Raw genomic sequence first — 19,467 nt, 5'->3', positions numbered from 1 at the left:
CGAGGGCGGGACTCGTCCGACTCCCGCCCCCGCGCCTTGGTCTGTCGGTTACCTGCTCAGGTTGCTGTGGCCGGTGGTGCGGAAGCTGCATGTCCCGGACGGTCGGGTCGAAGTGCCAGCTCACCAGGCAGTAGCGCCAGTCACGCTTCAGCAGCTCAGCGCCGGATGGCGATCTCAGTGCGACCGCGTAGCTGGGCGGTCCATCGGCGACCGTCTTGCGCCCGGTCACCGCCTGCCGCGCGCCGACCCGGTTGCGGGATGGCTGGTGACGGTGGAGCATTCCCGCGGGGAGAGTTCCAACGCCACAGCGACGGTGCTCGTGCTGGCGGCCTTCGTGGCGAGGGCGCCGATGTCGAGGCGCCGACCGGAGCCATCGGTGATGACGCCGGCGTTGAGCCGCAGGTAGGCGACGGGCGAGCCGAACGTGGCCGATGCGGCCTCCAACAGCCGCTGACGGGCTACGGCCGCGGCGACCCGGACGGGGGTGTAGGCCGAGGCGCGGTGACCGGGACCCATATCCCTACCTGCCCCGGCTGGACCCTGTCCAGCATTGGCCGGAGGCAGCCCACGGGGCAGCCCGCAACGAGATCTGGACGTACGAGGAGTTCGAAACCGGCGGTCAGCACCCGCGGTTGCCGCCGGAAGGGCTCAGCTGGCTGTCCGCAGTCGAGGAACTGAATCATCCGCACGACGAGTTGCTCGAGGTGGTGGCGCGTAAGCCCTACGCCGATAACGCTATTCGGCTCGATGCTGAAGCCGCCAACCGTGACGTGTGGGGATACACCGAGTACGGAAACTCTTACGAGGGAGCGGGTGTCCGGCTGCATGTTCCGTGGCACGCGCCGGACGGTTCCACGGGAAGTGTTCAGCTCGATTTCGCGTACGACGAATATTTACCCGAGCCGCCGGTGCTTACCGCCGTGCCGCGCCGTGACGGCCGGCCCCCCGCAGCTCTGTGGACAGCGAGCCGGGAGCTGTCACTGGTCTGGAAGCTGCGATGGCTCTGCACCGACCAGGCTGAAAGAGGGGTTTCCGCGGGGAAGGACCTGTACGACGCGGTGCTCCTCGCGGAACTCGACGGCATCCGGATATCCCGCCGTCTGCGCCACCTGGTGCTCGGCACGGCCCTCCTCAGCTCGGACGCGGTCCGAAGCTGGGCGATTGACGGTTCCGGTCCGTTGGGCGCCGACGCCGAACCGTGGCTGGTCAGGCTCGCCCGGGCGGTGCAGGTGCTGTTCGAAGCGTGAGCGTCATACCCGCCGCCCCTGAAACCTTCGGGGATCCTCGTTGCCGGTCCGTCCGAGGTGTAGGGGTTGCTGGGCGGAGTTGACACGGTCGGCCTGATTCGGACCATCGAGTACGAGACCATCGGGCGGTGCCTGGCAGCCACAACGGGCCTATTGATCACTTGGAATCTTGTCGTACTAGTCTTCGCCGCATGGCCTTGCGACCGGACGAGTTCTATGACCACGCAGTCGCCGTCGCGGACAGCGAACGCCGACTCCCGTTGGCACGCATGACGGGATGGGAGATCAGCCCGTTCGAGCCGGACGGGCTCCGCGTAGCGCCGTTGCGCCCGCCGGTGCTCCCGGAGCCCGCGCGGCACGGCGAGGATCCGTCGGACTGCAACGCCTGCCGCGATCGGGACGAGGGGATCTGGTTCAACGATCACTGGCGGCTGGTCCGGATTCCGGGAGTGGGTGTCCCGCTGGTGCTCATGTTGTATCCGCGCGATCACTACGACATGGCGGATCTACCTGACGAACTGGCCGCCGAACTGGGGCTGTTGAGCACTCGCCTCGTCCGCCACATGCAGGCGCTGCCGCACGTCTCGCGGGCCCACGTCTACCGCATCGGAGATGGTGGCGCCCACCTGCACATCTGGTTCTTCGCTCGTCCCGAGGGGCAGGCCCAGTTGTACGGGTCGTGGCTGGTCGTCTGGGACGACCTGCTGCCGGAGTATCCAGCGGAGGTCGCAGAAGCTGACGCTGAAATCGTGGCAGACGCATTGGTCGCGTGCCACGGAGGCCACCGATCGCCCACCAGCGAACCGGCCGCCTGACCGGCCTGATCCACGACCCGAATGTCACCGTGACGGCTGTTGCCACCGCCGATCGCGCTGTCCCGGTCCTGACACCTGACGGAACGCCTGACCTGCCCACGTCCCCGTGGGCAGGTCAGGCGTCACTCATCTCGCCGAGCGGTTTGTTCGGGTTGAGCGGCATCAGCTGCGCTCGCGGTGTGCGCGGAGCGAGATTGGCGGGCGTTCCGGCAGCGGACGTGTCTGATGGATGGTGTGGTCAGCGGTGTGAGAACGCGACGATCGTGTCCCCCGGCATTGCAGGGTCGATGAGAACCTTGGCATGGGTCTCCGGGTCGGCCAGGGTCTCGAAGGCGCGGGGGACGCCCGCCAGCCCGACCCGCCCGGTGACGATCGGTGCCGCGTCGATGGTGCCGGCGGCCAGTGCGTGCAGTGTGTCGCGGAACTCCAGCGGCGTGTATCCGACCACGAACCGCAGGTCCAGCTCCTTGTTCACGGCCAGCGAGGGCCGGAACGTGTCGGCGCTCATGCACACGCCGACAACGACGATGCGTGAGTGCCGGGGCGCGGCGGCCAGGATGCTGTCGATCATGTCGGGTGCGCCGACGCACTCGAACACGACCGGCCGCTTGGGACGGGTCACGCCGGCCCTGTCCAGCAGCCGCCAGGTCGCCCACCAGGGGACGGGCAGCCTGTGCAGGCCCTGCATCGCGTCGATGCCGGCGTCGTACTCCGCGGGCATCGTCTCGTGGAAACCGTGCCCGCCGGTGGCCGCCCACGGTGACTCGACGGCCGGGTCGACGACCACATCGGCGCCGCATGCCTTCGCCAGCGCCCGCCGGCCGGCCGAGAAGTCGCTGGCGACGATCGTCGCCACGCCCCGCGCCTTGAGCACGGCGATCACCGCCAGCCCGACCGGGCCGCAGCCCAGCACGATCGCGACGTCCTTCTTGGCCACCTCGCCGCGGTTGACGGCGTGCCAGGCCACCGCGATTGGCTCGGTGAGTGCGGCGACATCGGCGGCGAGCCCGTTGGGTACGGCCATGGTCAGTGCTTCCTGTACGACGACGTACTCGGCATACCCGCCGGCGGCGGCGGTGGACAGGCCGATGCCGTCGACCTGGCCGTCACGTCGGACCAGCGGGACGGCCACGACCGGCGCTCCCGGTCTGATGCGGCCGGTGGTCGACGGGCCGCGGCCGGCCACCTCGCCGTAGAACTCGTGGCCCAGCACGACGCTCTCGTGCGAGCGCAGGTACCGGGGGTAGCCGCACAGCGTCAACGCCTCGGCCAGCTCGTCGGCGTGCGTACGGGCGTGCAGGTCCGAACCGCAGATGCCGCATCGCCTCACCGCCACGAGCAGCTGCCCCGGGCCGGGCTGCGGGGTGGGCAGCTCCACGGGTTCGAGGCGGCCTCCGGTGAGGGTCACGGCTTTCATCGGCGGTCTCCAGTGGTGAGCCGGTAGACGTCCTCGCGCCAGCGGACGGCTTGCCGGCGGTAGCGGAAGGTCCAGTCCGGGTAGATGGTCGCGTTACGGCCGTTCGCGTCCTGATAGAAGGTGCGGCAGCCGCCCACCTCCCACACTGTCCTGGCCAGCTTGCGGTCCAGTTCGGCGTTGTACGCCTCGTGCGCCTGCCCCTTCACCTCGATGGCCGTGGCCCCCGACCGTCCGAGGGCGCGGATGGCGTCCGTCACGTGCTTCAGCTGCGCCTCGATCATGTAGACCATCGAGCTGTGACCCAGGCCCGAGTTCGGCCCGAGGAACATGAAGAAGTTCGGGAAGCCGGGCACGGAGACGCCGAGGTACGCCTTGGGTGAGCCGGCCCAGACGTCGTTCAGCAGCCGGCCGTCGCGTCCGCGTACTTTGTCGGCGAACGGGATGTCGGTGACGTGGAAGCCGGTGCCGAAGATGATCGCGTCGACCTTGCGGTCCACGCCGTCGGCGCCGACCACGGCGTCCTCGCGGATCTCCCGCAGGGCGTGCGGCACGAGTTCGACGTTGGGCTGCTGCAGCGCCGGATACCAGGTGTTCGACGGCACGATCCGTTTGCAGCCGAGCGTGAAGCCGGGGGTGAGCAGCCGCCGCAGCTGCGGGTCGGCGACCTGCCGCTCCAGGTGTTTGCGAGCGACGCTCTCCAGAACAGTCATCAGCTTGGGGTGCTTGGCCATGCCGAGCACGAGCAGTTCCTTGCCGAGGTAGACCTTGCCACGTTCGAGTTTCTGCCGCCACGGCTGCGCCCGGAACCTGGCCCGCTCCGCGTCGCTGATCGGCCGCTTGTCGTGCGGGGTGATCCACGGGGCGCTGCGCTGGAACACGAAGAGCCGGCTGGCCACGCCGGCCAGGTGCGGCACGTACTGGATCGCCGAGGCTCCGGTGCCGATGGACGCGATCCGCTTGCCGGTGAGGTGGTAGTCGTGGTCCCACCGCGCCGAATGCATGATCTTGCCCCGGAAGATGTCGATGCCCGGCACCTCGGGGAGCTTGGGTTCGGTCAGCGGGCCCACCGCGCTGACCAGCACCCGGGCGGTCCACTGGCCCGCGCTGGTGGCGACATGCCACAGCTGGTCGTCCTCGTTCCATCGGGCCGCCTGGACGCCGACGCCGGTGCGCAGGTGCGGGCGCAACCCGAAGTCGTCGATGCAGCGCCGCAGATAGGCGCCGATCTCCGGCTGCGGGGAGTAGGTCGAGGACCAGTCCGGGTTGGGGGCGAACGAGAACGAGTACAGGTGGGACGGGACGTCGCAGGTGCAGCCCGGGTAGGTGTTCGTCCGCCAGACGCCGCCGACCTCGGGTTCGCGTTCGAGAATGGCGAAGTCGGTGATCCGGGCCTTGCGCAGGGCGCGCCCGAGCCCGATCCCGGAGAATCCGCCGCCGACGATCAGAACCCGCACATGCTGGTTCACGCCGGCACCTCTCCCGTGAGCATCGCCTCGTGGTCCGCCTTGACGAAGCGGGAGGCGGCCAGCATGCCGATCGCCGCCACGGCGAAGGCTATGGGCACGCCGATCATCATCGCGGTCTGCAAGCCCTGTGCCGTGGCAGCGGCGGTATCCGCCGACTGTGCGGCGAGGGCGTCGGAGAGGATGCCGACGACGATCGGGCCACCCGCGCCGCCCAGCAGATAGCCGACGGCGAACATCAGGCCGATCGCGCCGGCGCGCTGCTGCGGCCGGATCACGTCCGACACGATGGGTACGGCCGCGGCCAGGTAGACGATGCCGAGCAGATAGGCCAGGCTCAGGAACAGCACCAGCTGCCACAGCCTGTCCCGGTTCGCGGCGAAGCCCGCGAGCGCGAACACGGCGGCAGCGGCAAGGCTGTACGCGGCGGCCCGTACTCGTGCCGTGAACGACCTGCGGGCTGCGCGGTCCAGCAGGCGGCCGCCTATGAGCAGGCCGATCAGCCCGGTGATGCCGATGACGACCCCGCCGATCACGCCCGCGTCGACCAGGTCGAGGCCGTAGTAGCGCTGCAGGACCGGGGTGAGGAAGGTGCCGATCGCGTACGCCGCGAAGTTGTAGCCCGCGAAGCCGATGATCAGGCCGTACATCGAGCGGACCCGCAGCAGCGACCGCAGTGACGACCGGTGCGGTGCGGCCGCGACGGCGATTTCGTCGGCGGCTCCGCGCCGAGGTTCACGGATGCGGAGGACCAGGACCGCGACGACGAAGCCGGGGACCGCTGCGATGAGGAACGGCGCCCGCCAGCTGTCGAACGCGACGGCGAGGGCGCCGGCGGTGAAGAACGCCAGCAGCGTGCCGATCGGGAAGCCCAGCATGAACAGGGAGTTGGCCCGGGAGCGGCGTTCGCTGGGGTAGAGGTCGGAGATCAGTGAGCCGGTCGCCGGCCCGTAACTCGACTCGCCGACCCCGACGCCGACGCGGGAGGCGAGGAAGCTCCAGAAGCTGGTCAGCACGCCGCCAGCGGCGGTGAACGCGCTCCACACGATCAGGCCCCAGCCCGCCACCATCGTGCGCGGAATCCGGTCGGCGAGGCGGCCCAGCGGAACCCCGGCGACGGCGGCGACCAGCACAAACGCCGAGGCGAGGATGCCGACCTGGGTGTCGTCGAGCCCGTATTCCTCCTTGATCGGCTCCAGCACGACCGCCGGCAACGCCCGATCGTAGAAGTTGAGCAGGTTGCCGATGAACAGGAGCGCCAGCACGTAACCGGCTGCGGAGTGCGAGCGTGCAGCCCCCACCGGGGATTTCGTCATGGGCTTTCCCTTCGCCGAGGAGCATGCTCGGGACGGTGTCGGTGCACTCGCCCATGAGCTGCATCACAGTCTCGCCGGGGAAGAACGCGGCTAGCTACGGAGCGTCAACCAAGATTGGGGGGCGCTACTTTGTGCCGGGGAACAAAGTCCATGCCATACGCTCGGGCGATGACGGGTGCGACGCCGGTGGTGTGGCCGGTACGGCGACGGATGCCGGATCTCGTCACGCTCGACGAGGCGACCAGGCAGAAGGTGGCCGCAGCCGTCGAACTGTTGCGGGCGCGCAAGGACGCGTACGGTGACCAGTTCCTGAAGATCACGCGGGAGCACCTGCCCAGCTACCGGGGTTTGCCGGACGACGAAATCCGGGCGAACGCGCAGCGCTTCATGGACACCCTGGTCGCCGAACTGTCCTACCTGCGCGTCCCCGATGAGGCCCTGCGCGGGCTGGTCCAGGCGTTTGCCGCCCGCAGTGCGGCTCGCGGGATCCCGCCGGACGTGCTGGCCGCCGGCTACCAGCTGGGGTCACGCGTGATGCTGGCCATGTTGGACGAGGTGGGCGCCGAGGTCGGCCTGCCGCCGGATCTGGTTCTGGCGATCCATGACAGCACCTGGGAGTTCTCCAACGAGGCGTCCGCGGTGTTCGCGCGGGTGCACCACGACCTCGCGCTGGAGCGGGCACACTTCGACGCCGAACGCCGCTCCACGTACGCCGGTGGGGTGCTGCGCGGCACGTTCGCCGCCGAGCAGGTCAACCGCGACGCCCACCTGTTCGGTTTCGATCCGCGCGTACGCCATGTGCCGCTCGCGGCGCGGGCCGCATCGACCGGCGACGCCGACACGATCCGCCGCGCGATCGCGTCCGCGCTGCATCTGCCCGCGGACCGGTTACTTTTCGCCGAGGTCGGCGCCAGTCTCGGCTTCATCGCCCCGCAGGCGCCCGACCATCTCACCGGCCACCTCGTCGCGGCCGGCCCGGCGGTCCCACTGGATCAACTCCATGCGGCGTTCGCCGAAGCGGTGCTGGCCCTGGACACCGCCGAACGGTTCGGCCAAACCGGCGTCGTACGGCTGGCGGACCTCGGGCCACGACCGCTGGTGCTGGCCGGCGCGCAGATCGCGGCTGGCCTCGTCGCGCGTCACCTGGATGCCCTCGACCGCTCCGGCCGGGCGAACAAGGACATCGCCGAGACCACGAGGGTCTACCTGAACTGCGATCAGCAGGTCCGCGACACCGCCCAGCGGCTCGCCGTGCACCAGAACACGGTGCGCTACCGGGTGCACCGCTTCACTGAACTCACCGGCCTCGACCTGCGCCGCACCGAGGATCTGGTCACGGCGTGGTGGCTGCTGCATCGCCGTCGTCCCTCATCTCCATGACGGGCACGCCGCTGCGAGGGTTCAACGTGTCATTCACCCGACTCGATGAGCTGCTGGATCGGCTTCACGCAGGAGATCAGCTCAGTGGCCCTGGGTGTATGGCGCGACCGCCACGTATACGGCACCGGCCACCGTGGCCATCACCCTGGCGACACTGGCGACGTGGTACGTCGACGACATCGACCAGATCGTTGACGAGCTCGTCTCGTCCGGCGTCGAGTTCGTCCGGTACGACCAGTTCGAACACGACGCCAAGGGGATCACTGCTCGGGCCGGCGGGGAACGTATCGCCTGGTTCCAGGACCCGGACGGCAATACCTTTGCCCTCGAAGCCGACGTCTGATTCCTATCGGGGATGACGATCGGCCGGCAGGCCGGTGGCTCGGGGACCAGGAGGCCCGGGGTAGTTTCCCTGTCATGAATGAGGACACCTTCCGCTCGGTGGAGATCGAGCGCACCAGCGTGGGGAACTACGTCGCGCGGAATGTCCGCGGCGGGTCGATGTCTATGGGCACGGGCGAGGACGCCAGCTTTACGCCGGTGGAACTGCTTCTGGCTGCCATCGGTGGCTGCACTGCGGTAGACGTGGACTACATCACCAGCCGCCGCGCCGAGCCGACCCAGTTCTCCGTCGAGGTCAGTGGCGACAAAATCCGGGACGAGGCCGGAGGAAATCGGATGCAGAACCTCAAGGTCGAGTTCACCGTGACGTTCCCGGTGGGCGGGGACGGCGACCGGGCGCGCGAGGCGCTGCCCCGGTCGCTGCAGCAGTCGCACGAACGACTGTGCACCGTCTCCCGTACCGTCGAACTTGGCACTCCCGTCTCGGTCGTCGAGGCTGCCGGATCCACCGAAGACTGAGGTCTTCGGGCGTCATCCGGGGGTACCGATGCCGCCGGCGTCACTCGCGAACGCCAATCGCGTCGACCGGCTGCGACCGCATGGCGGTCCGGGTCGAGATCATGATGGCGGCCCAGCCGAGCAGCGCGGCGACCGCGACGATTCCCAGGTAGATGAGCGGTGGGATGGACGGAATCAGTGTCCTGGTCAGCCCGAGGCTCGTGCCGATCAACGACGGGATCGCGGCCAGGGTACCGATGAGAACGGCGGCGACGACGATGATCCTCGTCTCGCTGCGCATCATCGCGAACACCTGGCGACGGGTGGCGCCGACCAGTTGGAGCAGGGCGAACTCGCGGAAGCGTGCGGCGGTCGCCATCACCAGGGTGTTCACCACGGCGATGGCGAGGTAGCCGAGCAGGACCGCGTTGAGGATGAGGCCGACCGCCGACTCTCCGGCGGCGGCATCGCGCTGCGCGGCGACGAACGACTCGCGGTTGTTGACCTGAACGGTCGGGAGGTGTTGGACAGCGGATCGCAACGCGTCGCCGAGTGCCCCGACGTCGGTTCCCGTGGCCGCCGCGATCAGGACCGCGAAGTCCAGGCGGTCGGTGGTGTGCTCCAGTACGAGGTCGTGCGGCAGCGTGACGTCACCGAGGCCGAGTCCTCTCTCGTAGAGCGCCACCACCGTGGGTTTGATCGGCGTGCCGTCACCGAGACGGAGGTCGACGGTGTCACCGAGAGCGGCACCGAGGGTGCCTGCCGCGATCCGGCTCAACGCCACCGTGTTGCCCCGCACCTCCGCGACATCGCCCTCGAGAACGGCGAGATCCAAAGTCTCGGCGAGCCGGTCGCCGATGATCCCCTGTGCCGAGTAGGTCCTGATCTGAGGGCTGTCTCCCGAGGCGAAGGTCGCCAGCGTCCGCGTACGGACGACCGGGGTCACCGCCGAGACGCCGGGCACGTCCCGGAGCACGTCCGCGACCTCGGGCGACACACCGGCGGACGTGGACGTGACGACGTAATCCGCACGCAGGCCGTCCTCGGCCTGATCCTGCGCGGACGCGCTCGCGGTCGTCCCGCTGAAGAGCTGCCCGGCGGCCAGGATGATGCCCATGATCAGCGGAGTGGTCGCCGCGGCGAGCCGCCGGGAGTTGGCGTGCGCGTTCGCGGTCGCGAGGTACCCGCTGACGCCCGACCTGCGGTTCAGCCAGGGACCCAGCACGGTGACGGCGCCACTGAGCAGCCGCGGCCCCAGCAGCGCGATGGCGAAGATGAGCAGGAACGCCGAGAAGGCCGCGCTTTCAGCGGCCCCTTCACCGGGCAGCACCAGCGGCAGCACGAACGCCATGGCGAGACCGGCGGGGACCAGCAGCAAGCCGACGGTCAACCGGAGCCATCCGAGTTTGGGCGGCTCCAACGCGGCCTCGCCGAGCGCGTCCACCGGCCTGAGCCTGGCCGCGCGCCGTGCGGCTATCCAACCGCCCAGACGGGCGCCGACCAGGCACAGCACCACCGCCACGAGTACCGGCAGCGGACTGATCGACAGCTCGAAGTCGTCCGGTATCGCGCCGACCAGGGTGAAGGTTTCGCGGAGGAGGAAGCTCAGCCCGATGCCTGGAATCACCCCGAGCACCGCCCCGAGCGTGCCCACCACCATGGTCTCGGCGGCGATCATGCCAAGCATCTGCTTCGGGGTCGCGCCGATCGCCCTCAACAGCGCCAGCTCCCGCAGCCGCTGCCGAACGGACAAAGCGAGTGTGCTCGCCACGACGATCATGATCACCACAACCATGGTGCCGCCGAACGCCAGGGACAGCTCGCTGATGAACGAACGCGTGCTGCCGATGTCGAGGAACTCGGCCTCGCTGCGGTCACTGCCGGTGTACACGACCACGTCCGAGATCGCCGCCTCGATGGCGCGTGCCAGCTCGTCGGCACTGACACCGGGTGCGGCCAGCACACCGATCACGTCCACCCGGTCCGGTTGGCCGGTCAACTCCCGGGCCCGATCTTCGGTGAAGAACAGTGTGGGCTGCCGGGCGAGTTTGCCTCCAGGCAGACCCGCAATGCCGGTCACCCGGTAGGTCGACGTGTTCGAGCCGACCGCGAGCCGAACCGACGCGCCGACGGCGACGTTGGCCCGCTCGGCCAGCGCGGAGTCCAGCACCACGTCGTCCGGCCCGGTCGGGGCCTGGCCGGCGCTCGTCGTGAACGGGCCGAGCGCGGCCGACCGCCAGCCATGCCCCAGCGCGGGGGTGCCGGCGAGCACCTCGGCGTCCGCCGTCACGAGGCTGACCGGGACGTTGACGTCGGCGATCGCCGCCCGGACGCCAGGCACTCGCGCGATGTCCCCGACCCGGTCGGCCGGTAGGGTAGCCCGCTCGCCGAACCTCGGATCCACGTCGTCGGCCACCGGCAGTGCCTGCGGGGCGCCCACCACCAGGTCGGCAGCCTGGTAGCGCTCGGTCGGCACGCCCGAGCGCTCGCTGCTCTCCAGCAGGATCCCGCAGGCCGTGATCACCGCCGAGCCGAACAGCACCGCGACGAACGCCGCGACGAACCCGCCCTTCCGTCCCTTGATCGTGCTCCAGGCCAACGCCAGCATTCGGCGGTTCACGCCTCCCCCAGGTGAGTCATCCGCTCGGCGATCTGCTCGGCGGACGGTCGGGGCATCTCGCCGGCCAACCGGCCGTCCGCGAGGAACACCACGGTGTCGGCCTGCGCGGCCGCGACCGGATCGTGCGTCACCATCAGCACGGTCTGCCCCAGGTCGTCGACGATCTTCCTGAGCAGTGCCAGGACCTGGCGACCGCTGCGGCTGTCCAGCGCGCCCGTCGGCTCGTCGGCGCACACCAGGTCGGGCCGGTTGATGAGCGCCCTGGCGATCGCCACCCGCTGTTGCTGTCCACCGGAGAGCTGGCTCGGGCGGCGGTCGTGATGGCCGGCGAGCCCGACCGCGGCGAGGACGCTCGCCAGTTGCTCGGGATCGACCGGTTTCTCGGCCAACCGGACGGGCAACGTGACGTTGTCCGCCACGGTCAGCGCACCGAGCAGGTTGTACGCCTGGAAGACGAACCCGATCCGGTCCCTGCGCAGCTCCGTCAGCTCTGTCTCCGACCGGCCGGACAACTCCGTGTCACCCAGCACGACCCGGCCCGACGTCGGCTGGTCCAGACCGGCCGCGCAGTTCAGAAACGTGCTCTTGCCGGAGCCGGACGGGCCCATGACGGCGGTGAACGTACCGCGCCGGAATCCGACCGTCACCCCGTCGAGAGCGCGTACCTCGTTCTTCCCCGACCCGTATGTTTTGGACACCGAATCCAACTGCACCGCGTACGTACACGACGTCCTTGCACCCGGGTGTAGTGAGTCGGTCGCGGTGGCCTCGGCCAGTGCCACGCGTCGCCTCGACGGGTTTCTGCTGTTCAACCTCATGCCGTCCGACGCTACGAGTCATGTCGGCGCGAACCGCTACCCCTTACCACCGGATCTGAGGTACAGCTGGCTGTAGTGCCGCGGGCGGCAGCCACAGGGCAGACTTCACGCCGTGTCGGGAACTCGAAGGGACGCTGCCTCCGTGGGTGCGCAGAAAGGGCATCCTGTGACGTCGGGTCGGCGGTGGGTGCAGGTGTGGCGCGGCGGGGTCTACCTGCTGGGATCGCTGGCCTCCGGGATCGCCACGGTGCTCGCGCTGCCGCTGCTGTGCCATCCGCGGTTCGCCCAGCGTTGGGCGGATCGGCACCGTGACCGCGCCGGCCGGCAGCTCGGTACGCCGTCGGCACCGCGTCCTGCCCTGCGCGCGACGGGACGCCGAGCCTGGGCCGATCCGACCACGCGCCGCGACCTGCTCTGGCTGCCAGTGAACGCCATGACCGGGGTGGCGCTCGGCCTGCCCGCGCTGCTGTGCGCGGGCAACGTCCTGCTCGCCACGATCGCGACACCACTCTGGTGGGCTTTCCGGCTGGAGGACCGGCCACGGCTGTTCATCGATATTCCGGTGACCGGCTGGGCGACGGCGCTCACCCTCGGGCCACTGCAGATCCTGCTGCTCGCCGCGCTGGCGTACCTGGCCTTCCCGCCGATCGCTCGCGCGCACGCCCGGATCTGCCTGGGAGTGCTGTCGCACTCGACGGTCGAACAGCTCGCCGACCGGGTCGCCGTGTTGACCCGCACCCGGGCGGACGTGCTCGACGCACACGGTGCGGAGCTGCGCCGGATCGAGCGCGACCTGCACGACGGTACCCAGGCCCGGCTGGTGGCCATCGCGATGCGGCTGGCCGTGGCCCGGCAGGCGCTGTCCGACAATCCGCGGGACGAGCAGTTCGTGGAAGGGCTTCTGCGGGACGCACATGAGGGAACCGAAGAGGCGATGACAGAGCTACGCGAGGTGATCCGCACCGTCTATCCGCCGATTCTCGCCGACCGGGGCCTCGACGGCGCTCTGACCGCCGTGACAGCCCGCTGCGGCGTGCCGACCCGACTGGACATCGGTGACCTCGGACGGGTCCCGGCGGCAGTGGAGGCTGTCGTCTACTTCGCCGTCGCCGAGGCACTGACCAACGTCGTCAGGCACAGCCACGCGACCGCGGCCGGCGTCGGGGTCAGCCGCACGGCAGACCGGTTGTCGGTAATGATCACTGACAACGGCACCGGCGGCGCCAACGATCGGCGGGGCACCGGCCTGGCCGGGATCCGTCGTCGGGTGCTCGCGCTCGACGGCACCGTCGACGTCGACAGCCCGGCCGGCGGGCCGACGACCATCACCATGGAGCTGCTGTGCGGGTAGTGATCGCCGAAGACAACGTGCTGCTGTCCACCGGACTGGAACTGCTGCTCAACCGCGTGGGCTTCCACATCGCCGCCATCGCTGACAATGCGGCGGGCTTCCTCACCGCCGTGCGGGACCACCAACCCGACGTCACCATCGTCGACGTCCGGCTGCCGCCGTCGTTTCGCGACGAGGGCATCCGAGCCGCCCTGCAGGCCCGACGAGAACACCCCGGCCTGCCGGTCCTGGTGCTGTCCCAATACGTCGAGCAGCAGTACGCCGCCGAACTACTCTCCACCACCGGCGGCGGCGTCGGCTACCTCCTCAAGGACCGCGTCAGCCGAGTGGACGAGTTCGTCGACGCGCTGCGCCGCGTCGCCGCCGGTGGCACCGCCATGGACCCCGAGGTCATCGCGCAGCTCGTCCAACGCGCCGGCGACCCGATCGCCGCGCTCACCCCCCGCGAACGCGAGGTACTCGCGTTGATGGCGCAGGGACACGACAACGACACGATCGCTCAGCAGCTTGTCATCACCGACAACGCCGTACACAAGCACATCGGCAACATCTTCGCCAAGCTCGGCCTCGCGGTGACCGACAGCGGCCACCGCCGCGTCCTCGCCGTCCTCACCTACCTCAACGCGGCGGGTGCTCGGTCCTCTCCGTGACCCTCTTGCCGAGATCGTTTCACGAGCGTAGGAAGAACACGACGATCCACCCACCACCGTCGACCCCTGCGTCGAATCACCGTCCTGTGTCGAGGGAGATGCGCGTGACCACACCCAGACGGTTCCGTCTCGCCGTGTCCGTGCTCGTGACCGCAGGCGCCGTCCTGCTCAGCCCGGCCGCCGCCGCGGCACCGCCCGCGACTCCCGCATCGGCCGGGCACCGGAGCTGCGACCCGATCGACCCGACGGCCTGCCTGCTGCCGTTCCCGAACGACTACTTCACCGTGCCGGATCGGACCAGCCCCACCGGCAAGCGGGTGCGGATCGCGGCCTCCGCGATGCCCGCCAACGTGCAGCGGACCCCGATCGACCCGACGGAATGGAACCGGCAGGACGGGTTCAGCCCCGGCTCACCGATCCTGGTGCACGTACCCGGCCTCGACGCTGCGGCGACCGGGATCGCGCCGGTCACCGACATCGGCCGCTCCCTGGCGCCGGACGCGCCGATCGTGCTGCTCGACGCCCGGACCGGCAAGCGCACGCCGTACTGGGCCGAGCTGGACGCGCACGCCGCCGGCCAGCCGGACCGGCAGCTGCTGATCATCCGGCCGGCGGTGGCGCTGACCGAGGGCACCCGGTACGTCGTCGGCCTGCGCGGCCTGCGCGACGGCAACGGGGCGCTGATCCCGGCGCCGAAGGCGTTCACGTCGTACGTGACCGGTGCCGGCCTCGGCCATCGGGACAGTCGCGTCCCGCAGATGAAGCGGATCATCGCCGACCTGTCCAGGACCGGCGTCAAACGGCACAGCCTCTACCTCGCCTGGGACTTCACCGTGGCCAGCCGGCACGGTCTGACCGGGCGGATGCTGGCGGTCCGAGACGGCGCGTTCGCCGCCCTCCGCCGGGCCGCACCGTCGTTCACCGTCACCCAGGTGACCGACTATTCGCCCGAGCAGGATCCGCTGATCGCTCGGCAGGTGACCGGCACCATCGGCGTACCGTCCTATCTGACCGGCGACGGCGGGCCCGGCTCCCGGCTGCACTACGGGCCGGCCGGCGGCGGTGGGACGCCGCTGACGCCGAACGCCCTGCCCACGCCGTCCGGTGCGACGGTGGCGGCGGACTTCGTCTGCAACATCCCGCGCAGTGCCTCGGCCGCGAAGCCGGCGCACCTCTCGCTCTACGGCCACGGCCTGCTCGGCAGGCCGACCGAGATCAACGCCGGCAACGTCAAGACGATGTCGAACACGCACGACTTCACCTTCTGCGCGACCAGCTGGATCGGCATGGCCGCCGCCGACGTCCCCTTTGTGGCAGGCGCCTTCACCGACCTCAGTGCCTTCCCCGCAGTGGCGGACCGGTTGCAGCAGAGCTACCTGAACTTCCTCTTCCTGGGCCGCGCGATGATCCACCCGGGCGGGTTCGCCGCCCACCCGGCGTTCCGGGACGCCAGCGCACGGCCGCTGATCAACGTGGCCGGCGGGCTGCACTACGACGGCAACAGCCAGGGCGGCATCAACGGCGGCGCGCTCACCGCCATCGCCCAGGACTGGACCCGGTCGGTGCTCGGCGTACCGGCGATGAACTACTCCACGCTGCTGCAACGCAGCGTGGACTTCGCCCCGTTCCAGACCATCATGGACGGCTACTACCCGGACAAGGCCGACCAGCAGCTGATCCTCGCGCTGCTGCAGATGCTGTGGGACCGGTCCGAGGCCAACGGGTACGCCCAGCACATGACCGACCGGCCGTTGCCGGGCACCCCGGCGCACCAGGTGCTGATGCACGTGGCCTTCGGCGACCAGCAGGTGTCGCCCGCCGCGGCGGAGGTCCAGGCGCGCACCATCGGCGCCCGCCTGCACACCCCCGCGCTCGCCGACGGCTGGTCACTGGACGTGCGCCCGTACTGGGGCATCACGCCGATCCGCAGGTACCCGTACACCGGCTCGGCGATCGTGATCTGGAACAGCGGCGCGGCCTACGCGCCACCGCCGACCAACCTCGCCCCGGCCGGGCCGGAGTACGGCGACGATCCGCACGAGTTCCCGCGCGCCCAGGCCGGAGCCCAGAAACAGAAGGCGATGTTCCTGCTCACTGGCAAGGTCATCGACGTCTGCGCACGGACGCCCTGCCCGTGACGCGGTAACCGGTCACGCCGGAAGGCCCGTCGGGAGGCGAGCTGGGGAAGTCCCGGCGGGCTGCACCAGTGCGCCGGATTGACGTCGATGAGACCTTGCCGGAGGGCGGCGCAGGGTGACGTGGTTGCGATGCATTGATGACGCCCTGAGGTCATCGGCGACCGACGGTCACCGTCCGTATCATCTCGGCATGGTGCTGAACCTGGAGCCACGGATCAGCCGACGGGCGGTGCTCCTGGCCGCCGGAGGGTTGCTCGTCGGTTGCTCCCCGCAGCCCGAGGCCGACGAGGTCCACCTGCGACTGGCCACCGGGCCGGCGGGTGCGGTATACCGACGCATCGGCGGTGCGCTGGCCGAACACATCTCCGAGCAGGTGCCGGGTGCCACGGTGACCACCGTGCCGAGCGGGGCGTCCACCGACAACATCCGGATGCTGCGGGCCGGCGAGGCGCACCTCGGGCTGACGAGCCTGGATGCGCTGATCACGACCGACGGCAGCGCGCCCGAGGGGCTCTCTGCGGTATGCCGGCTCTACGACAGTCATCTGCATCTCGTGGTCATGGCCGGTTCAGCGATCGAAGAGTTCCGGGACCTTGAGGGCAAGCGCATATCCCTCGGTGCCCGCAATTCGGGCACCGAGTTCACGTCACTGCGGGTTCTGGAGCTGGGCCCGGTGAACGCCGACGGTCGGTACCTCAGCCAGGCGGAATCGGCGGCGGCACTGCGCGACGGCAAGATCGACGCGATGTTCTCCCTGACCGGCGTCCCGACACCCGCCATCACGGAGCTGGCGCAGCGGCACCCGATCCGGCTGATCCCGTTGGACGCACAGGCGGACGCACTCTTCGGGGCGTACCCGGGTCCCTACGCTCCCGCCATGATCCACGCGACTGCCTACGCCGGCGTCCCGGCCACCCGCACCGTCGCCGTGCCGAACGTGCTGCTAGCGCGCAACGACCTGCCCGACGACCTGGTCTACGCGATCACCGACACGATCTTCACGCACACCGGCACGATCACCTCCGCCAGTCGCGGTGACGCCGCGGCCGTTCCCGAAGCGTGGCAGATCAACGTACGTACCGGGATCTCCACCGCATCGGTGCCGCTCCATCCGGGCGCGGCGGCCTGGTTCCGCGACCGCAAGCGCTGACCAGAGACAGCGACGCGACCGGGTCCTCAGACCGGCGACGGAGTTGGGGCGCCGGACGACGACGCCACCTGCGGAACGACCGGCAACGCGACCACCGCGGCGAACCCGTGCCCGGACCCGTCTGGACGCGGCAGGCCCTCCTCCAGCCGCAGCTCGCCCCCGGCCGCCCCGACCAGGTCGGCGCAGATCGCCAGTCCCAGGCCGGTTCCGGACACGTTCTGGTGCCGCGGCGACCGCCAGAACCGTCGTAGCGCCTGGGCCCGCTCGGAAACGTCGATCCCCTGCCCGTCGTCTCGGACAGCGACGGTGACCACGCCTCCGGCCGCGGAGCTGTTGCGGTTTCCTTCGCCCGCACCAGCGGGAACAACGCGGGCGGTCACCTCCACCGCCTGCGCGCCCGACAGCCGTAACGCGTTGCTGATCAGCTCGTCCAGGATGCTGCCCAGTCCGCCCGGCGGCTCCAGCAGCCGCAGCCCCGGCGGCACGTCGACCGCCAGTGTCTGCCCCGCCGTCGCCGTCAACGCCCGCCACCGGTCCACCCGGGTCGCCAGCACCTCGTCGAGATCCACCGGCGACGCCGTCCGCAGGCTCTCCATCCGCGCACTGGCCTGCAGCGAGTTCAGCATCCGCTGCATCGCCTTCAGCTCGTCGACGGCGACGTCGTACACCTGCTGCCCGTTGCCCTCCGGCCGCAGGTGCGGCGCGAGGCTCTCCACCGCGAGCCGGAGGCTGGTCAACGGGTTGCGTAACTGGTGCGACGCGTCGGACACAAAGGCCCGCTGCCGCTGCGCGGCGTTTTCGACGGCGTCCATCATGGTGTTGAACGACGCTGCCAGCCGCCGCAGCTCGATCGGGCCGGCCTCGGCGTCGGCGCGGATCGTCAGGTCGCCCTCCGAGATCCGTGAGGTCGCCGCGTCCAGCTTCCGCACCGGCCGCAGCACCCACGCTGATACCGGCCAGGCGACGGCCGCCAATGCGATCAACGGCAGCAGCCCGAGCCCGGCGAGCCGGGCCCAGCGTACGAGGATGGTCTCGCGTGTCTTCGACAGGTCGGAGATCGTCACGACCGCGCCGACGACCTCACTGTCCCGACCCACCGGCTCGGCCACAACGAGTGCGGAGTCGTCCCACGGCGCCCATTCCCAGGACGGCTCGGACCGCGCCCCAGCCAGCGCCGCGGTCACGATCCGGGGCAACGTCGGCTCGGTCCGCGCCGCCTCCCGGTACGCATCGGCCGGTCCGAGCAACACATTGCCCGACGTGTCGACCAGCGCGACCGGGATGCCGTAGAGCTCGTGGTAGCGCGTCAGCTCCTGTTGCAGCGCCTCGGTCCGCCCGGTCGCCAGCGCGGTCTCGGCCAGCGAGGCGAACCGCCCGACGTCGTTGAGCCGGTTGACGTAGGTCTCCTGCATCTCCCGCTCGGCCACAGTGATGCTGAGCGGCACCCCGAGCGCCGCGACGAGCAGCACCGCGAGGGGAACCAGGACGACGAGCAGGCGGCGGTGCACGGCGCGTCAGCCGATCAGCTCCGGCTGGTCGGCCAGGAGCCGATAGCCGACGCCGTGGATCGTGCGGATGACCACGTCCGTCCCCAGCTTGTGCCGTAACGCCGCGATGTGGGTGTCCAGGGTGCGACTCGACGACTCCCACGTCGCGCCCCAGATCTGGTCGAGGATGATGTCACGGCTGACCACGTTGGGTGCCCGCCGGGCCAGCAGCAGGAGCAGTTCGAACTCCTTGCGGGTCAACGCCACGGGCGTGCCGTCGACGGTGACCTCGCGGGTGCCGACGCCGATCCGCATCGGGCCGAGCAGGAGCGGCTCGTCCGAGTGGCTCAGGGCACGAGCCGCCCGGGTACGCCGCAGCACGGCGTCGATCCGGGCGAGCAACTCGGCGATGCCGAACGGCTTGACGATGTAGTCGTCGGCGCCGGCGCGCAGCCCACGGACCCGCTCGTGCTCCTCGGACCGTGCGGTCACCGCGATGACGGCGGTCTCCGGGTGGTCACGCAGCTTCCGGATCACGTCGAGCCCGTCGCCGTCGGGCAGACCCAGGTCAACGAGGACCACGTCGGCCGGTGCGGCACGCACGGCCTCCGCGGCGGTGGCGATGCGGTGAACCTCGAAGCCCGCCTGGGTCAGGACGGTCACCAGACCCAGCGCCACGCGGTCGTCATCCTCGATGACGGTTATCCGCATACCAGCGGATTCTACGGCCCGGGCCGGCCCTCGTGTCAGCCCGCGAGTTCTTGGGATTTCTCTG

The 19,467-nt window shown here is 70.1% G+C and carries 17 protein-coding genes; 9 read left to right on the top strand and 8 right to left on the bottom strand.

Annotated features, from left to right (window positions below):
- Positions 1–225: 225 nt before the first annotated feature.
- The gene (locus ACFY29_RS04165) at positions 226–516 is read right to left on the bottom strand and encodes a hypothetical protein (protein WP_386983287.1); all 291 of its coding nucleotides are present in this window, start codon (positions 514–516) and stop codon (positions 226–228) included.
- 116 nt (positions 517–632) lie between these two features.
- On the opposite strand from ACFY29_RS04165, the gene ACFY29_RS04160 reads away from it, so the two are divergent.
- Together ACFY29_RS04160 and ACFY29_RS04155 are read left to right on the top strand one after the other, a co-directional pair.
- Positions 633–1,247 carry a nucleotidyl transferase AbiEii/AbiGii toxin family protein gene (locus ACFY29_RS04160; RefSeq protein ID WP_386983285.1) on the top strand — a complete coding sequence of 205 codons (615 nt, stop codon included), beginning with the start codon at positions 633–635 and terminating at the stop codon, positions 1,245–1,247.
- A gap of 191 nt (positions 1,248–1,438) precedes the next feature.
- On the top strand, positions 1,439–2,062 hold the full coding sequence (locus tag ACFY29_RS04155) for an HIT family protein (RefSeq protein WP_386983283.1): 624 nt from the start codon (positions 1,439–1,441) through the stop codon (positions 2,060–2,062).
- Between the two features lie 238 nt (positions 2,063–2,300).
- Here ACFY29_RS04155 and ACFY29_RS04150 read toward each other — a convergent pair whose 3' ends face one another.
- The 3 genes from ACFY29_RS04150 to ACFY29_RS04140 are packed head-to-tail and all read right to left on the bottom strand — an operon-like array spanning position 2,301 to position 6,258.
- A complete protein-coding gene (locus tag ACFY29_RS04150) occupies positions 2,301–3,479 on the bottom strand; it encodes a zinc-binding dehydrogenase (protein WP_386983281.1) in 1,179 nt (392 codons plus the stop codon).
- Positions 3,476–4,945, bottom strand: coding sequence for a flavin-containing monooxygenase (locus ACFY29_RS04145; RefSeq protein ID WP_386983279.1), 1,470 nt, complete (start codon positions 4,943–4,945; stop codon positions 3,476–3,478). The genes ACFY29_RS04150 and ACFY29_RS04145 overlap by 4 nt, the downstream gene beginning before the upstream one ends.
- Positions 4,942–6,258 (bottom strand): spinster family MFS transporter, encoded by a 1,317-nt coding sequence (locus tag ACFY29_RS04140; RefSeq protein WP_386983277.1) that lies wholly within the window; start codon positions 6,256–6,258, stop codon positions 4,942–4,944. The genes ACFY29_RS04145 and ACFY29_RS04140 overlap by 4 nt, the downstream gene beginning before the upstream one ends.
- Positions 6,259–6,426: 168 nt before the next feature.
- Between ACFY29_RS04140 and ACFY29_RS04135 the strand changes: the two genes are divergently transcribed.
- The 3 genes from ACFY29_RS04135 to ACFY29_RS04125 all read left to right on the top strand — a co-directional run bounded on the left by ACFY29_RS04135 (position 6,427) and on the right by ACFY29_RS04125 (position 8,499).
- Positions 6,427–7,638 (top strand): PucR family transcriptional regulator, encoded by a 1,212-nt coding sequence (locus tag ACFY29_RS04135; protein WP_386983275.1) that lies wholly within the window; start codon positions 6,427–6,429, stop codon positions 7,636–7,638.
- 133 nt (positions 7,639–7,771) lie between these two features.
- Positions 7,772–7,981 carry a VOC family protein gene (locus ACFY29_RS04130; protein WP_386983273.1) on the top strand — a complete coding sequence of 70 codons (210 nt, stop codon included), beginning with the start codon at positions 7,772–7,774 and terminating at the stop codon, positions 7,979–7,981.
- 74 nt (positions 7,982–8,055) lie between these two features.
- On the top strand, positions 8,056–8,499 hold the full coding sequence (locus ACFY29_RS04125; protein WP_386983271.1) for an OsmC family protein: 444 nt from the start codon (positions 8,056–8,058) through the stop codon (positions 8,497–8,499).
- A 40-nt stretch (positions 8,500–8,539) separates the two neighbouring features.
- Here ACFY29_RS04125 and ACFY29_RS04120 read toward each other — a convergent pair whose 3' ends face one another.
- On the bottom strand, positions 8,540–11,098 hold the full coding sequence (locus ACFY29_RS04120) for an FtsX-like permease family protein (protein ID WP_386983269.1): 2,559 nt from the start codon (positions 11,096–11,098) through the stop codon (positions 8,540–8,542).
- Entirely contained in the window at positions 11,095–11,796 is a 702-nt protein-coding gene (locus ACFY29_RS04115) for an ABC transporter ATP-binding protein (RefSeq protein WP_386983267.1), read from the bottom strand. Before ACFY29_RS04115 ends, ACFY29_RS04120 begins: the two co-directional genes overlap by 4 nt.
- A 286-nt stretch (positions 11,797–12,082) precedes the next feature.
- Between ACFY29_RS04115 and ACFY29_RS04110 the strand changes: the two genes are divergently transcribed.
- The 4 genes from ACFY29_RS04110 to ACFY29_RS04095 all read left to right on the top strand — a co-directional run bounded on the left by ACFY29_RS04110 (position 12,083) and on the right by ACFY29_RS04095 (position 17,205).
- Complete coding sequence (locus tag ACFY29_RS04110; protein ID WP_386983265.1) at positions 12,083–13,267, top strand: histidine kinase; 1,185 nt, start codon at positions 12,083–12,085, stop codon at positions 13,265–13,267.
- Entirely contained in the window at positions 13,258–13,917 is a 660-nt protein-coding gene (locus ACFY29_RS04105; RefSeq protein WP_386983263.1) for a LuxR C-terminal-related transcriptional regulator, read from the top strand. Before ACFY29_RS04110 ends, ACFY29_RS04105 begins: the two co-directional genes overlap by 10 nt.
- 104 nt (positions 13,918–14,021) lie before the next feature.
- Positions 14,022–16,055, top strand: coding sequence for a hypothetical protein (locus ACFY29_RS04100; protein WP_386983260.1), 2,034 nt, complete (start codon positions 14,022–14,024; stop codon positions 16,053–16,055).
- Between the two features lie 190 nt (positions 16,056–16,245).
- Positions 16,246–17,205 (top strand): TAXI family TRAP transporter solute-binding subunit, encoded by a 960-nt coding sequence (locus tag ACFY29_RS04095; protein WP_386983258.1) that lies wholly within the window; start codon positions 16,246–16,248, stop codon positions 17,203–17,205.
- Between the two features lie 26 nt (positions 17,206–17,231).
- Here the strand turns inward: ACFY29_RS04095 and ACFY29_RS04090 are convergent, their stop codons facing one another.
- On the bottom strand, positions 17,232–18,713 hold the full coding sequence (locus ACFY29_RS04090) for an ATP-binding protein (RefSeq protein ID WP_386983256.1): 1,482 nt from the start codon (positions 18,711–18,713) through the stop codon (positions 17,232–17,234).
- A 6-nt stretch (positions 18,714–18,719) separates the two neighbouring features.
- Positions 18,720–19,403: a response regulator transcription factor gene (locus tag ACFY29_RS04085; protein WP_386983254.1), complete on the bottom strand. Its 684-nt coding sequence runs from the start codon at positions 19,401–19,403 to the stop codon at positions 18,720–18,722.
- Positions 19,404–19,467: the final 64 nt, after the last annotated feature.

The sequence above is a fragment of the Micromonospora sp. NPDC000668 genome, from assembly GCF_042897975.1.
In the GTDB taxonomy this organism is placed as follows: domain Bacteria; phylum Actinomycetota; class Actinomycetes; order Mycobacteriales; family Micromonosporaceae; genus Micromonospora.
This window is presented reverse-complemented; position numbering and strand designations above follow the sequence as displayed.

Coding starts and splice junctions, on each gene's coding strand:
- ACFY29_RS04165 (WP_386983287.1), bottom strand. CDS start 516: ATGGGTCCCGGTCACCGCGCCTCGGCCTACACCCCCGTCCGGGTCGCC.
- ACFY29_RS04155 (WP_386983283.1), top strand. CDS start 1,439: ATGGCCTTGCGACCGGACGAGTTCTATGACCACGCAGTCGCCGTCGCG.
- ACFY29_RS04150 (WP_386983281.1), bottom strand. CDS start 3,479: ATGAAAGCCGTGACCCTCACCGGAGGCCGCCTCGAACCCGTGGAGCTG.
- ACFY29_RS04140 (WP_386983277.1), bottom strand. CDS start 6,258: ATGACGAAATCCCCGGTGGGGGCTGCACGCTCGCACTCCGCAGCCGGT.
- ACFY29_RS04135 (WP_386983275.1), top strand. CDS start 6,427: ATGACGGGTGCGACGCCGGTGGTGTGGCCGGTACGGCGACGGATGCCG.
- ACFY29_RS04125 (WP_386983271.1), top strand. CDS start 8,056: ATGAATGAGGACACCTTCCGCTCGGTGGAGATCGAGCGCACCAGCGTG.
- ACFY29_RS04095 (WP_386983258.1), top strand. CDS start 16,246: ATGGTGCTGAACCTGGAGCCACGGATCAGCCGACGGGCGGTGCTCCTG.
- ACFY29_RS04085 (WP_386983254.1), bottom strand. CDS start 19,403: ATGCGGATAACCGTCATCGAGGATGACGACCGCGTGGCGCTGGGTCTG.